The sequence below is a fragment of the Ruegeria sp. AB8 genome (genome assembly GCF_056542605.1).
Genome location: NZ_JBQGAB010000004.1, coordinates 87,156 through 100,417 on the forward strand (window position 1 = coordinate 87,156; position 13,262 = coordinate 100,417).

10 protein-coding genes are annotated in these 13,262 nt (G+C 58.2%); all 10 read left to right on the top strand.

All coding sequences use genetic code 11. The features are described 5' to 3' along the window. Positions 1 to 55: 55 nt before the first annotated feature. The 10 genes from ACR0CG_RS05760 to ACR0CG_RS05805 all read left to right on the top strand — a co-directional run bounded on the left by ACR0CG_RS05760 (position 56) and on the right by ACR0CG_RS05805 (position 13,006). Positions 56 to 1,651, top strand: a complete 1,596-nt coding sequence (locus ACR0CG_RS05760; protein WP_480523287.1) for a GMC family oxidoreductase — start codon at positions 56 to 58, stop codon at positions 1,649 to 1,651. A 170-nt stretch (positions 1,652 to 1,821) separates the two neighbouring features. Further along, a complete protein-coding gene (locus ACR0CG_RS05765) occupies positions 1,822 to 2,289 on the top strand; it encodes a MarR family winged helix-turn-helix transcriptional regulator (RefSeq protein WP_480523289.1) in 468 nt (155 codons plus the stop codon). After that, positions 2,286 to 3,323 carry an efflux RND transporter periplasmic adaptor subunit gene (locus ACR0CG_RS05770; RefSeq protein ID WP_480523291.1) on the top strand — a complete coding sequence of 346 codons (1,038 nt, stop codon included), beginning with the start codon at positions 2,286 to 2,288 and terminating at the stop codon, positions 3,321 to 3,323. The genes ACR0CG_RS05765 and ACR0CG_RS05770 overlap by 4 nt, the downstream gene beginning before the upstream one ends. Before the next feature lie 11 nt (positions 3,324 to 3,334). Then, on the top strand, positions 3,335 to 6,382 hold the full coding sequence (locus ACR0CG_RS05775; protein ID WP_480523293.1) for an efflux RND transporter permease subunit: 3,048 nt from the start codon (positions 3,335 to 3,337) through the stop codon (positions 6,380 to 6,382). Positions 6,383 to 6,546: 164 nt separating this feature from the next. Continuing rightward, positions 6,547 to 7,554 (top strand): GlxA family transcriptional regulator, encoded by a 1,008-nt coding sequence (locus ACR0CG_RS05780; RefSeq protein ID WP_480523513.1) that lies wholly within the window; start codon positions 6,547 to 6,549, stop codon positions 7,552 to 7,554. Positions 7,555 to 7,689: 135 nt separating this feature from the next. Beyond that, entirely contained in the window at positions 7,690 to 8,829 is a 1,140-nt protein-coding gene (locus ACR0CG_RS05785; RefSeq protein WP_480523294.1) for an aromatic ring-hydroxylating oxygenase subunit alpha, read from the top strand. Continuing rightward, positions 8,826 to 10,361, top strand: coding sequence for a choline-sulfatase (betC, locus tag ACR0CG_RS05790; protein WP_480523296.1), 1,536 nt, complete (start codon positions 8,826 to 8,828; stop codon positions 10,359 to 10,361). The genes ACR0CG_RS05785 and betC overlap by 4 nt, the downstream gene beginning before the upstream one ends. Next, positions 10,358 to 11,152: an SDR family NAD(P)-dependent oxidoreductase gene (locus tag ACR0CG_RS05795; protein ID WP_480523298.1), complete on the top strand. Its 795-nt coding sequence runs from the start codon at positions 10,358 to 10,360 to the stop codon at positions 11,150 to 11,152. The genes betC and ACR0CG_RS05795 overlap by 4 nt, the downstream gene beginning before the upstream one ends. A gap of 187 nt (positions 11,153 to 11,339) precedes the next feature. Beyond that, complete coding sequence (locus ACR0CG_RS05800; protein WP_480523300.1) at positions 11,340 to 12,080, top strand: SDR family NAD(P)-dependent oxidoreductase; 741 nt, start codon at positions 11,340 to 11,342, stop codon at positions 12,078 to 12,080. Next, positions 12,080 to 13,006, top strand: coding sequence for a 3-hydroxyacyl-CoA dehydrogenase NAD-binding domain-containing protein (locus ACR0CG_RS05805; RefSeq protein ID WP_480523302.1), 927 nt, complete (start codon positions 12,080 to 12,082; stop codon positions 13,004 to 13,006). Before ACR0CG_RS05800 ends, ACR0CG_RS05805 begins: the two co-directional genes overlap by 1 nt. Positions 13,007 to 13,262: the final 256 nt, after the last annotated feature.

The window sequence follows — 13,262 nt, forward strand, 5'->3', positions numbered from 1 at the left end:
TATATTTGATGCAACTTGCATAGACTTTTTTTAATTTCGCTAAGAGGAGACGGTTATGGAGGTGGATTATGCAGTTGTCGGGGCTGGCTCTTCCGGCTGTGTCATCGCCAACCGTCTGAGCGCCGATTCCGGTACGTCCGTTGCACTGCTCGAAGCCGGTGGGCCAGACACTAATCCGTGGATTCATATTCCGGTCGGCTATTTCAAAACCATGCATAACCCGTCGGTGGACTGGTGCTACCGGACCGAGCCAGACGCCGGTCTGAACGGTCGGTCAATCGACTGGCCGCGCGGCAAGGTTCTTGGGGGGTCGTCCTCGTTGAACGGATTGCTCTATGTGCGCGGTCAGAAAGAGGATTACGACCGCTGGCGGCAGATGGGGAATATCGGCTGGGGCTGGGATGATGTTCTGCCACTGTTCAGGCGCAGCGAAGATCAGGAGCGCGGAGAAGACGATTTCCACGGGGTCGGAGGCCCACTTGCCGTATCCAACATGCGTATCCAGCGCCCGATTTGTGATGCCTGGGTCGCTGCCGCGCAAGAAGCGGGCTACCCGTTCAATCCGGACTACAATGGTGCGCAACAGGAAGGTGTCGGCTATTTTCAGCTGACAACGCGCAACGGACGCAGGTGCAGTTCGGCGGTGGCGTATCTGAAGCCGATCCGGAACCGACAGAATCTGAAGATCATAACGCGTGCCCTAGTGACGCGCATAAAGCTGGAAGGAAAACGCGCGGTCGGTGTGGTGTATCGGGACCGTTCAGGTGCCGAACAGACTTTGACCGTACGGCGTGAAATTATTCTGTCTGGCGGTGCGATCAATTCCCCGCAGATTCTGATGCTGTCAGGTATCGGCGATCCGGATCACCTGAGGGAAAACGGGATCGAACCGCGACACGCGCTGCCCAAAGTGGGGAAAGGTCTGCAGGATCACCTTCAGGCGCGGCTTGTGTTCAAATGTAACGAACCCACTTTGAACGACGAGGTGAGGAACCTGTTCAATCAGGCGCGAATAGCCTTGAAATACGCGTTGTTCCGTGCCGGTCCGATGACAATGGCCGCCAGTTTGGCGACAGGCTTTCTGAAAACGCGACCAGAAGTTCAGACGCCCGATATTCAGTTCCATGTCCAACCCTGGTCGGCCGACAGCCCCGGAGAGGGCGTTCACCCGTTCTCGGCATTTACAATGTCGGTCTGCCAACTGCGCCCCGAAAGCCGGGGAGAGCTGCGTCTGAATGGCCCGGACCCGTCGAGTTATGTCAAGATTTTCCCGAACTACCTGTCGACCGAGACGGATTGCCGAACCATTGTCGATGGCGTCAACATTGCGCGCACCATTGCCAAGGCAAACCCGCTTGCGTCCAAGATTTCCGAAGAGTTTCGGCCATCTGCCGATCTGGCCATGGACGATTATGACGGAACGCTGGATTGGGTCAGGTCCAACTCGGCATCGATTTACCATCCGACAGGCACTTGCGCGATGGGAGTATCGGATGACGCCGTCGTTGATCCGCAGCTCAAGGTCAGAGGCATTGAAAGCCTGCGGGTGGCTGATTGTTCCATCATGCCCGAAATTGTCAGCGGAAACACAAACGCACCTGCGATCATGATCGGCGAAAAGGCCAGCGATCTGCTTTCCGCGGCAAGGTGAATTCCGGCCCTCGACGAAACCCACTCGTGTTTGGGCATTCCCAAACGCGCCTAATAAGGACGTTCACGTTCCAAGGGTGATGTGGCGCGACCATGAGTAGTCTTCACTTCGCATCTTGAATATTTCATTATTTGAAGTATACCGCGCCCAACCTATCCGAGGGCACCGAAATGACCGAGACGGTCGAACCATCAACGCAGAAGTACAGTCCTGCAATTCAATCGATGATGGGCGTCTACGCGCTTTATTGGAAGTTGGAGGAAAGCATCGATCTGTTGCGGACCGATCTGAGCCATCAGGAATGCCACATGCTGATCAAGCTGGAACAGCCCAAGCGGATGGGCGTTCTGGCACATGACATGTTATCTTTGCCCTCTACGATAACCGCGACTGCGGATTCGCTGGCCAAGGCCGGTTACCTGGTTCGACAGCGCGATCCCGAGGACCGCCGCGCGTGGCTGCTGGTTCTGACCGGGCAGGGCGAAGATGCCCGAAAACAACTTGTGACCGAAGCCGGGGAACTGTTTCGCCGTGCCTCGGGGCTCAATGATGAAGAAACCGCTGAATTCGCGCGATTGGCGCAGAAGATCCGCGAAACCGTCCTGAAAACAGGCATACCCGAAGGTTTGAAGAAATGAAGATCCTGTCAACTTTGGCTCTTGGCCTGATCGTGCTGGCGACATCGCTGACCGCACAGCAAGCCCCGAAACCGGTGAAACTGCTGATGGTCAGTGAAACGTCACCCGGCTTTTCGCGACAGTTCTTTGGCCGGGTCGCGGCCCGCCAAACGGTCGATCTGGCCTTTCAGGTGGCCGGACAGATTATCGAGATGCCCGTCACCGAAGGTCTGGTTATTCCGAAAGGCGGGCTGATCGCCAGACTCGATCAGGAACCGTTCGAGCTGCAGCTCAACCGCGCCCGACTGCAAAAGGATCAGGCCGACCGCACGGTTGCACGCCTGTCCCGGCTCAGGGGGACCACGGTCAGTCAGGTGGCCCTGGATGATGCGGATACAAACGCCCAGCTGGCGGCAATTGCCACACGTGACGCGGAATACGCGCTTGAACATGCGACCCTCACGGCCCCCTTCGACGCGCTAGTTTCCAGCCGCACGGTCGAGGCATTCACCACCGTTTCCGCCGGAACGCCCATCGTACGTATCCACGACATGTCTGAATTGCGGATCGAAGTCGATGTGCCCGAAATCTTGTTTCAGCGCCGGGGCAGTCAGGATGACGTGACGATTACTGCCAAATTTCCCGCCAGCGATGAAGTTTTTCCGCTGCAAATTCGCGAATTCGATGCTGAAACGTCCAGCGTCGGTCAGACGTTCCGGATCAACTTCGGATTGACACCGCCGGAAGGCATTCAGGTTCTTCCCGGTTCGTCGGTAACGGTAAACGTGCAGGTTCAGGATAATCAAACCGGCATCGTCGTCCCGCCGACCGCCATTGTTGCGGATGCCGAAGGTCGTCTGGGTGTCTTGCTGTTTTCCCCGGCGGGCGCGGACGAAGGAACCGTGCAGCGCGTGCCGGTCGAGATCGAACCCACCCAATCGGGGGATGTGCGTGTCGTGTCCGGTCTTTCCGACGGGGACGAAATCGTTGTAGCTGGCGGCAACGCGCTGAGTGACGGACAGGCGGTGCGCCGCTTTGCCGGGTTTGCGAACTGAAGGGCGGATCGATGAACATCGCGCGCGCATCCATCGACAGGCCGCTTTATACGTGGCTCATCATTCTCGTCGCACTGTTTGGCGGTATCTGGGGCTTTTTCTCGCTCGGAAGGCTGGAGGATCCGGCCTTTACCATCAAACAGGCCGTCATTGTGACAGCCTATCCCGGCGCCACCGCCGAGCAGGTTGCATTGGAAGTGTCCGAACCGCTGGAATCGGCCATCCAGCAAATGGGCGAGGTGGACACCATCACCTCGGTCAACCGCCCCGGACAGTCTCTGATCGAGGTCGAGATCAAGTCGACCTATGACGGCAGCGAGCTGCCGGATATCTGGACCCAGCTTCGGGCCAAGGTCAGGGACGCCGCCCGCGGATTGCCGCAGGGCGTGGACCAGCCATATGTGAACGATGGCTTCGGCGATGTGTTCGGCCTGTTCTATGCGGTGACCGCCGAAGGTTTTTCCGACGCCGAAAAGCACGAATTGGCCACTTACCTTCGACGGGAGTTGCTGACCGTTGACGGGGTTGCCGATGTCGAGGTTCAGGGCCTTCCCGAGGAAGCAATCTTTATTGAACCGGACCTCGCCATTTCCGTAAACCAGAACGTACCGCTGCAGGCGATCAACGAAGCGATTGCCAACGCCAACTCGGTCAACGCTTCTGGTTCACTTCGATCCGAGAACAATCTGACGACGCTGCTGACGGCCGAAGGCTCGGACAGTGTATCCGCAATCGCCGGTTTGTCGGTCGGCTCTCAGGGCCACGTGATCAACCTGTTCGACATGTCAGATGTCTATCGCGGCCGCCAGAACGATCCTGACCTGATCGTCCGTTTTGACGGCGTCGAGGCATTCACGCTTGGGATTGCGGGTCTGGCGACCGAGAACATTGTCGAAGTCGGCAAACGCGTTGACACCAAGATGGCAGAGCTGGATCCGAATATCCCCTTTGGTGTCGATATTCTGCCAATCTACCAGCAGCACGTCGTGGTTGAACAGGCGTCCAACGACTTTCTGGTGAATCTGGCGATGTCGGTTGCGATCGTGGTTGCGGTGCTTGGCCTGTTCATGGGGTGGCGCGCCGCAATCGTTGTCGGCAGCACGCTGTTGCTGACCGTTGTGGGCACGGTTCTGTTCATGTCGATGTTCTCGATCGAGATGGAGCGGATTTCGCTTGGCGCGCTGATCATTGCGATGGGAATGCTTGTCGACAACGCCATCGTTGTCGCCGAAGGCATGCAGATTGCCATGCTGCGCGGTAAAAACTCGCGCGATGCCGCAGACGACGCGGCATCCAAAACCCAGATACCATTGCTTGGCGCGACTGTGATCGGAATCATGGCCTTTGCCGGCATCGGCCTGAGCCCCGATGCTACAGGTGAATTTCTGTTCTCGCTGTTCGCAGTGATCGGAATTTCGCTGCTGCTGAGCTGGGTTCTGGCGCTGACCGTCACTCCGCTGTTGGGCCACTACTTTTTCAAGCAGGGTAAGGAAGGCGAAATCGACGCCTATGGCGGTTTGCTGTTTCGGATCTATGGCACGATCCTCAGAGCAGCGCTCAGGTTCCGCTGGCTGGTAATCATCGCACTGGTCGCGGTGACGGCGGCCTGTTTTGCGGGCTTCGGTCTGATGAAGCAGCAGTTTTTCCCGAACTCGAACACCCCGCTTTTCTTTGTCCATTACAAGCTGCCGCAAGGCACCCCGATTGCGCGGACGTCCGAGGATCTGGCGCAGATCGAGGACTGGCTAAGCAAGCGCGACGATGTGGTCTCGGTGGCGACCTTTGTGGGGCAGGGGGCGACCCGTTTCATGCTGACCTATTCCGCTGAAAAGCCCAATCCCAGTTACGGGCATATGATCATACGTACGGAAACTCTGGACGATATCCCGCAGCTTCAGGCTGACCTGGAAGAGTATGGCATGGCGTTGTACCCCGAAGGAGAGTTCCGCACCAAGCGGCTGGTCTTCGGCCCCGGCGGTGGTGATCCGATTCAGGCCCGGTTTTCCGGCAGCGATCCGATGGTGCTCCGCCAACTCGCCGAAGAGGCCAAGCGGCGCATGGCTGATGCTTCGGACAATGTCATCGGCGTTCGTCACGACTGGCGCGAGAAAGAACTGGCGCTTCAGCCAATCTACGCAACCGAGCGGGCGCAAACCGCTGGTGTGACGCGCGAAGACGTTGCGGCGACACTTTTGTTTTCCACCGACGGCATCACCGGCGGAGTGTTCCGTGAACGCGACCGCCTGATCCCGATCATCCTGCGCAGACCGGTTGATGGCGACTATTCCGTGGTCGATCAGGTTGTCTATTCAACGCAGGCCGAAAAGTGGGTGCCAATCGAACAAATGGTCGATGGATTTGAGTACAAAACCCAAAATACACGTGTACATCGCCGAAATCGTGTCCTTACGATAACCGTCGGTGCCGACATTCCGCCGGACATGACAGCCGCGCAAGTGCACGCCGAGGTGCGCGAAGCGATCGAGGCAATGGAAATTCCACCCGGATATAAAATGGAGTGGGGCGGTGAATACGAGAACTCGCGCGATGCTCAGGAAAGCCTTGGAAAACAATTACCGCTGAGCCTGCTGATTATGGTGCTGATATCGGTGTTGCTGTTCAACGCCATCCGCCAGCCTCTGATCATATGGCTGCTGGTGCCCATGTCCGTTAACGGAGTGGTGATCGGCCTTCTGGGTACCGGGTTGCCCTTTACGTTTACCGCGTTGCTGGGGCTGCTCAGCCTGTCAGGGATGCTTATCAAGAACGGGATTGTGCTGGTCGAAGAAATCGATCTGGTCCGCGCGACCGGAAAGCCGTTGAAAGACTCGATCATCGAAGCGTCGATTTCGCGCTTGCGCCCTGTCATTCTGGCCGCGATCACCACCATTCTGGGAATGGCACCCTTGTTGACGGATGCGTTCTTTGTATCGATGGCGGTCACGATCATGGGAGGCCTGGCCTTTGCCACAATCCTGACAATGGTTGCCGCGCCGGTCCTCTACGCGGTGTTTTTCGCAAGGGATGAACGGCAAGAGGTTGCCGCGGTCGCTGCCTAGGTTGAGATATCAGCCAGGTTGACCGCGCCGTTTTGTACACGTCGCCCACCCCAAATCCATAGGTTTTGGGGTGGGCAGCGTTGCAAATCCACACCCGCAGGTCGAAGGTAGGGCGATCGTACTTCGATTGAGATTTGTGGCCGGAAAACGCGACCGTGAAGACTATGGATGGCAAAACCCGATTGTTGGTGATTGTTGCGCCAAGTTTCAATTTGTCCGCAACCATGAGCTTTATTGACCCGTTTCGCGCGGCAAATTACCTGGACGGACGGTCTTATTTCAGTTGGGAATTTGTCTCAGAATCCGGTGGGTATTGCACCTCAAGCAATGGTGCTGGGATAGAAACCAAGGCGATCGATCAAAGCGTTGCAGGTCAGCGGGATATCGTGATCGTTTCGACCAGCTGGACCCCGGAAAAACACCTGACGCCCAAGATCGGCAATACGTTGCGCGGTTGGGCGCGAGGTGGCGTAACGCTGGGCGCACTGGATACGGGCGCGTTCATTCTGGCGCAGGCCGGGTTGCTTTCCGGTCGCCGGGCGACTGTTCACTATGAACATATCGACGCATTTCAGGAACTGTTCCCAGGCGTGGAAGTGGTTGAGAACCTCTACGTTTTAGACGGCAACCGGATCACGTGCTGCGGCGGCAGTGCTTCGGTGGATTTTGCGCTGCAGATACTGCAGGGCATTCACGGCAGCGCGCTGGCCAACGCGGCCGCCAGATACATTTTTCACGACCGCTTGCGGGGCCCCGCTTCGATGCAGCAACCTGAAGGCAGCGAGCCTTTAGGGGCGGTTGTTCCGGCGACGTTGAAATCTGCGATCCAGATCATGGAGGCACATCTGGAAGAAACAGTGTCTATCCCCGAGATATGCAGGCGCGCGGGTGTCTCGCACCGTCAACTTGATCGGATGTTTGCCACATTTATCAAGAAAACTCCGGCGCTTTATTATCGCGATATCCGGCTGGACCGGGCGCGGGGGCTTGTGACGCAAACAGAAATGCCGATTTCCGAGATTGCAATGGCGTCGGGGTTTTCCAGCCCGGTGCATTTCAGCCGCTCGTACAGAGACAGGTTTGGCCTGCCACCCAGTCAGGATCGGATCGAAGGGCGGGTCCCGTTTGAATACCGGGCTTGGCCGATGCATCGCAAGCCCAGGCAGCCTTGAAGCACAACTCTGTTGATGGCGGAAATAGTCATTTGAGAGGCGAAAAAAGTCAACAACGTAAATTGATTTCAAAGGATTATACGCTTCGCAAGCCAGCCCACCGGACCGCGCGGGTCCGAAATCTTGGAGTCACCAATGAACGAGCTGCCAACCCAAGAACAATTCGAGCGGATTTCCGATGGATTCAGTCCAGATCCATTCAACACAAGCTCGTTGAAGGCCGAGGCCTATGTTGATCCGGTTTGGCATCAGGTGGATTTGAATGAAATCCTTGCCAAGACATGGCAATGGGTTTGTCACGTCGAAAAGCTGCGCGCGCCAGGATCTTATGTGACGGTTGAAATTGCCGGGCGGCCCATTGCCATCGTGTGCGACCGCGAGGGGGAATTGCGCGCTTTCTACAACGTCTGCAAGCACCGCGCGCATCACCTGCTGTCGGGTGAGGGGGAAACAACCCGCATCATGTGCCCCTACCACGCCTGGGTTTATAGGCTGGACGGCCAATTGGTGCGCGCGCCCGAAACAGAAAACCTGACCGGGTTCAGCACCCGGGACATTTGCCTTGATCAAGTGCAAGTCGAAGAATTTGCAGGTTTCGTTTATGTTAACCTGGACACCCAAGCGCGCCCCCTGCGCGAAGTGTCGGGCAACCTTGAAACGGAAATTCGCCATTGGGCCCCGGATATCGAACGGCTGACTTTCGGCCATCGCCTGACCTATGACATCAAGTCGAACTGGAAGAACGTCGTCGATAATTTTCTTGAATGTTATCACTGCCCGACCGCGCACAAGGATTTTTGCGATCTGGTGGATATGGACACCTACAAAGTGACCACCTATGGCATCTATTCCAGTCATATGGCCGATGCAGGCAAAGGCGCAAACTCTGCCTATGACGTGTCGAATGCGTCTGTGCGCACTCATGCCGTCTGGTGGTTGTGGCCCACGACCTGCCTGATGCGTTACCCGGGCCGGTCATCGATGATCGTGCTGAACATCATCCCCGTGGGTCCTGACCGCACGCTTGAGACCTATGACTTCTTCCTCGAAACTCCGGAACCGGACGAGGCAGAGCAGGAGGCGATCCGCTATCTCGACGAGGTTTTGCAACGCGAAGACATCGATATCGTCGAAAGCGTTCAGCGCGGGATGGGTACGCCTGCCTTTACGCAAGGGCGTATCGTTCATGACCCGAGCGGCTCGGGCAAGTCCGAACATGCGGTGCATCACTTCCATGGGCTGGTTCTGGACGCTTACGCAAGGGCCGCGCCGTGACGCGGCCCAACATCGTTGTGGTCATGGCCGATCAACTTGCCCCGCATTTCTGCGGGGCTTACGGCCACCCTACGGTCAGGACACCAAACATCGATGCGCTGGCGGCACGCGGTATGCGGTTTGATGCGGCTTACTGCAACTCTCCTCTGTGTGCGCCGTCCCGCTTTGCCTTCATGTCTGGGCAGTTGATCAGTCGGATTGCGGCCTATGACAATGCCAGTGAGTTTCCCGCTTCGGTCCCGACGTTTGCCCATTACCTTAAGGCGCTGGGATACCGAACCTGCCTGTCAGGCAAGATGCATTTTGTCGGACCGGATCAGAAACACGGATTTCAGGACCGCATTACAACGGACATCTACCCTGCCGATTTCGCCTGGACACCAGATTGGGAAGCCCCGGATGAACGGATCGACAAGTGGTATCACAATATGCAAACGGTCAAGGAAAGCGGCGAAGCCATCGCGACGTTCCAGACCGATTACGATGATGAGGTCGAGTTCGCAGCCCGCCGCTGGCTGATTGACCGGGGCCGCGATCGGGCGGCCGGGGACAAAGCGCCGTTCTGCCTGGTCGCCAGCTTCATCCACCCGCATGACCCCTACGTGGCCAAGCCTGAATGGTGGAACCTGTATACGGATGCGGATGTTCCGATGCCGGACACCCCCCTGACGCCCGAGGAACAGGACCCGTTCTCGCGCAGGGTAATGGACGGAATCGAGGCGAGCTACGTCTCTTTGACGGATGAGGAGGTGCGCCGCGCCCGCCGCGCTTATCTGGCCAATGTCAGCTATTTCGACAGCAAGGTCGGGGCGATTGCGAAGGCGCTGGAAGATATACGCGAACTGGACAACACTATCGTCGTCGTGACCGCCGATCACGGGGATATGCTGGGCGAGCGGGGGTTGTGGTACAAGATGAACTTCTTCGAGCATTCTGCCCGCGTCCCACTGATTATGGCCGGGCCGGGTGTTGCGCAAGGGACAGCACTCAACGCCTGTTCGCTGCTGGACCTGCTGCCGACTTTCGTTGAAATCGCTGGGGGGCAAGAAGAGATGTTTGGCGAACCGGTGGATGGTCGTTCACTCATGCCGCTGGCCCGCGGCGAAGCTGACATCGTCGACGAAGCGATCGGTGAGTATTGTGCAGAGATGACCCCTTATCCGGTCTTCATGATCCGGCGCGGGCCGCTGAAATACATCCATTGTGACCCCGACCCGCCGCAACTTTACGACCTGTCCGTTGATCCACTGGAAACGGTGAATGTCGCGGACGATCCGGCTTATGCCGCCCATTCTGCTGCTTTCGCCGCCGAAACCGACCAGCGCTGGGATAGTGAAAAGCTGCGTGCGGATATCATCGCAACACAAAAATCCCGTCGTGCGCTTCATGCCGCGATGGAAGCCGGGGCGGGTGAGGCCTGGGATTACAATCCGCCGCGCGACGCTTCTCAGGAATATGTGCGCAATCACATGGACTGGACTGTTGCCGCGGCCAGATACCGCTTTTCACCTTTGAAGGAGAACCAAGAATGATGCTGAAGGGCAAAACCGCGCTGGTCACAGGCGGCCGAGGCGGCATCGGGCGCGCCATCGTCGCCCGTTTTCTGCGAGAAGGTGCACGGGTCTATGCGGCTGACCTGACGCCCGAGGGATCGTTGGCCACCCATGACGGCGACGGCAGCGTGTTTGTCAAACTCGACGTCACGCAGGAGGCGGATGCCGTTGCGGCTATGGAGCAGGTCGCCGAAAACGCGGGCCAGTTGGACATTCTGGTCAACGCGGCTGGGATCGAGATCGAAAAGACGATCGAACAGACCACTCTGGAAGAATGGAACCTGTCCTTTGCCGTCAACGTGACCGGCACCTTCCTGACGTCAAAACATGCCCTGCCCTTGATGCGAAAAGCCACTGCCGCCGGGACGACGGCATCGATCATCAATTTTGGCAGCTACGACGGATTCATCGCTGACCCGGGACTGGCGGCTTATTGCGCAACCAAAGGCGCGGTTCACGCCCTGACCAGGGCAATGGCCTGCGACCACGGGCCCGAAGGTATTCGGGTCAACGCAATCTGCCCGGGCTATGTCGACACACCCATGCTGCAAAGCTTTTTTACCGGCGAGGGTTCGGGTGGCGGCGGCAAAACCATCGACCAATTGCAGAAGGCGGTCCGCGATGTGCATCCGATGCGCACCTATGGCACACCGGACGACATCGCCAACCTGGTCAACTGGCTGGCATCGGACGAGGCGCGCTATGCCAGCGGCCAGCTTTGGGTTCTTGACGGAGGGCTGAGCGCGCAGGTCCAGCAGATGAAGCTATGAGTGAAGCGTTGGGATACGAAACGAGAAACCCCTTCTTTGGTGCTTGGAAATCGCGATGTTGTGCAATCATCCGGACCGCTCCATCGGCTAAACTGGATATCAACCGGGACGGCGCCGAGATCGTGCGCAGCGCGATGTTAGGGCCTGTCGGAACACGTCCGCGTGGCAAGGCAATGGTGGCGAACTGATGCGGCTGGCTGGAAAAAGAGCACTTGTGACTGGTGGCCGCCAAGGCATCGGGCGCGGGATTGTCGAGGCCTTTCTGCGCGAATATGCGACGGTTTCGACCTGCGGGCGTGGCCCGAGACCCGAAGGGCTGCCAGACAGTGTCACTTGGTACCCGCTGGACGTCACGGACGCCGCTGCCGTAGAGGAACTGGCCAGCGCGACGGACGGGATGGATATTCTGGTCAACAACGCTGGCGTTCAGGTCGAAAGAACGGTGGCTGACAGCACCGACGCTGACTGGGATACCGTGATCGGGACCAATTGCCGGGGCGTGTTCAATATGTGTCGCGCATATATCCCCCGAATGCCCCTAGGCGGGTCGATCATCAACATCGGCTCGATCTCGGGGCAGGTCGCGGATCCTTCGATGGCGCTTTACAATGCGTCCAAAGCCTTTGTGCATGGGCTGACCCGGTCGATCGCGGTGGATCATGGTCCCCGAATACGCTGTAACGCAATCTGCCCGGGCTGGATCGAAACGGGCATGCTGGATGCAGGTTTCGACCTTGCATCAAACCCCGAGGCCGCGCGGCAGGATGCACTTGCCCGACATGCGATGCGCCGGTTCGGCAAGCCCGAGGACATCGCCAGCATGGCGGTCTGGCTTGCCTCGGACGAAGCGAGTTTCGCTACAGGCCAGTTGTTTACCGTGGATGGCGGCATGACCGCCGCATCCCCTCTCAATCCGGGATTGTTCTGATGGAGTTCAAACACACGGCCTGCCTTGGCGGCGGGGTGATCGGCGCCAGTTGGGCGGCCTTGTTTCTGGCATCCGGCCGTTCGGTCGCGATGTTCGACCCGGCCCCCGATGTTGAGCGTAAGGTGCGCGACTACATCGAAACGGCGTGGCCCACGATGACCGAGCTTGGATTGACCCTAGATGGCACGTCCGACGCGATCACCTTCCACACAAACGCGGCCAGCGCGGTCGAGGGCGCCGGATTCGTGCAGGAAAATGTGCCTGAGCGGCTGCCGGTCAAGCATGAAACCTTTTCCGTGATCGAGCCCGCCCTGGCCCCCGGTGCAATTGTTGCCAGTTCGGCGTCCGGCCTGACTCTGAGCCAGATGCAGCCCGGCTGGAAGGATCCTTCGCGCTTTGTGCTAGGCCATCCGTTCAATCCGCCGCACCTGATCCCCTTGGTCGAGGTGTTGGGAAACGAAAAAACGGCCCCCGGGGTGGTCGAGACGGCGCAGGGGTTCTACGAAAGCGTTGGAAAAACAACGATCCGTTTGCGCAAGGAAGTGCCCGGTCACGTGGCCAACCGTCTGCAGGCGGCCATTTGGCGCGAGGCCGTTAGTTTGGTTGTCTCGGGCGTGGCTTCGGTCGAGGATGTCGACAAGGCCGTCTGGGCCGGTCCCGGGCTCAGATGGGCGGCTATGGGGCCGACCATGCTGTTCAACCTTGGGGCGGGTGAAGGTGGGCTAAAGGCGTTTTGCGATCACTTCGCCGATACGTTCAACGGCTGGTGGGACGATCTGGGCCAGATCCATCTGTCCGATCAGGTCGCTCAACAATTGACCGAGGGTGTTCAGGCCGAAGGAAGGGGCATGACACCGGGTGAGTTGTCGCAAAAACGCGATGCTTTGATTGTAGCCATGCAAAAGTCAATTGCGGGGATGCGTTGAGGAAACGGGTCGTTTCGCGCCGATGTCATGTGACCGCCGAACCGGTGAAGGTGCGGGGCCGTGTCGAGTCAAATCCAACGGTTTTACAACTGGCCAGCAGAAAGCGCAGAAGTCACAGGAAACCTCATAACAAACCTTTGTTAAACAATTAATTGCGCGGGCCTGTTGGTGGCTTCCGCCATCATACCCGCGCGTATATCTGGACGATCTGTCTGTAGGCACCCGAAACTGTTTCCGAAACCGAACGTCATTCTGC

Bases quoted from the DNA above. Each gene is read 5' to 3' on its own strand.
- ACR0CG_RS05785 (WP_480523294.1), top strand. From the start codon at position 7,690: ATGAACGAGCTGCCAACCCAAGAACAATTCGAGCGGATTTCCGATGGA.
- ACR0CG_RS05770 (WP_480523291.1), top strand. From the start codon at position 2,286: ATGAAGATCCTGTCAACTTTGGCTCTTGGCCTGATCGTGCTGGCGACA.
- ACR0CG_RS05760 (WP_480523287.1), top strand. From the start codon at position 56: ATGGAGGTGGATTATGCAGTTGTCGGGGCTGGCTCTTCCGGCTGTGTC.
- ACR0CG_RS05795 (WP_480523298.1), top strand. From the start codon at position 10,358: ATGATGCTGAAGGGCAAAACCGCGCTGGTCACAGGCGGCCGAGGCGGC.
- ACR0CG_RS05780 (WP_480523513.1), top strand. From the start codon at position 6,547: ATGGATGGCAAAACCCGATTGTTGGTGATTGTTGCGCCAAGTTTCAAT.
- ACR0CG_RS05800 (WP_480523300.1), top strand. From the start codon at position 11,340: ATGCGGCTGGCTGGAAAAAGAGCACTTGTGACTGGTGGCCGCCAAGGC.
- ACR0CG_RS05805 (WP_480523302.1), top strand. From the start codon at position 12,080: ATGGAGTTCAAACACACGGCCTGCCTTGGCGGCGGGGTGATCGGCGCC.
- ACR0CG_RS05765 (WP_480523289.1), top strand. From the start codon at position 1,822: ATGACCGAGACGGTCGAACCATCAACGCAGAAGTACAGTCCTGCAATT.
- ACR0CG_RS05775 (WP_480523293.1), top strand. From the start codon at position 3,335: ATGAACATCGCGCGCGCATCCATCGACAGGCCGCTTTATACGTGGCTC.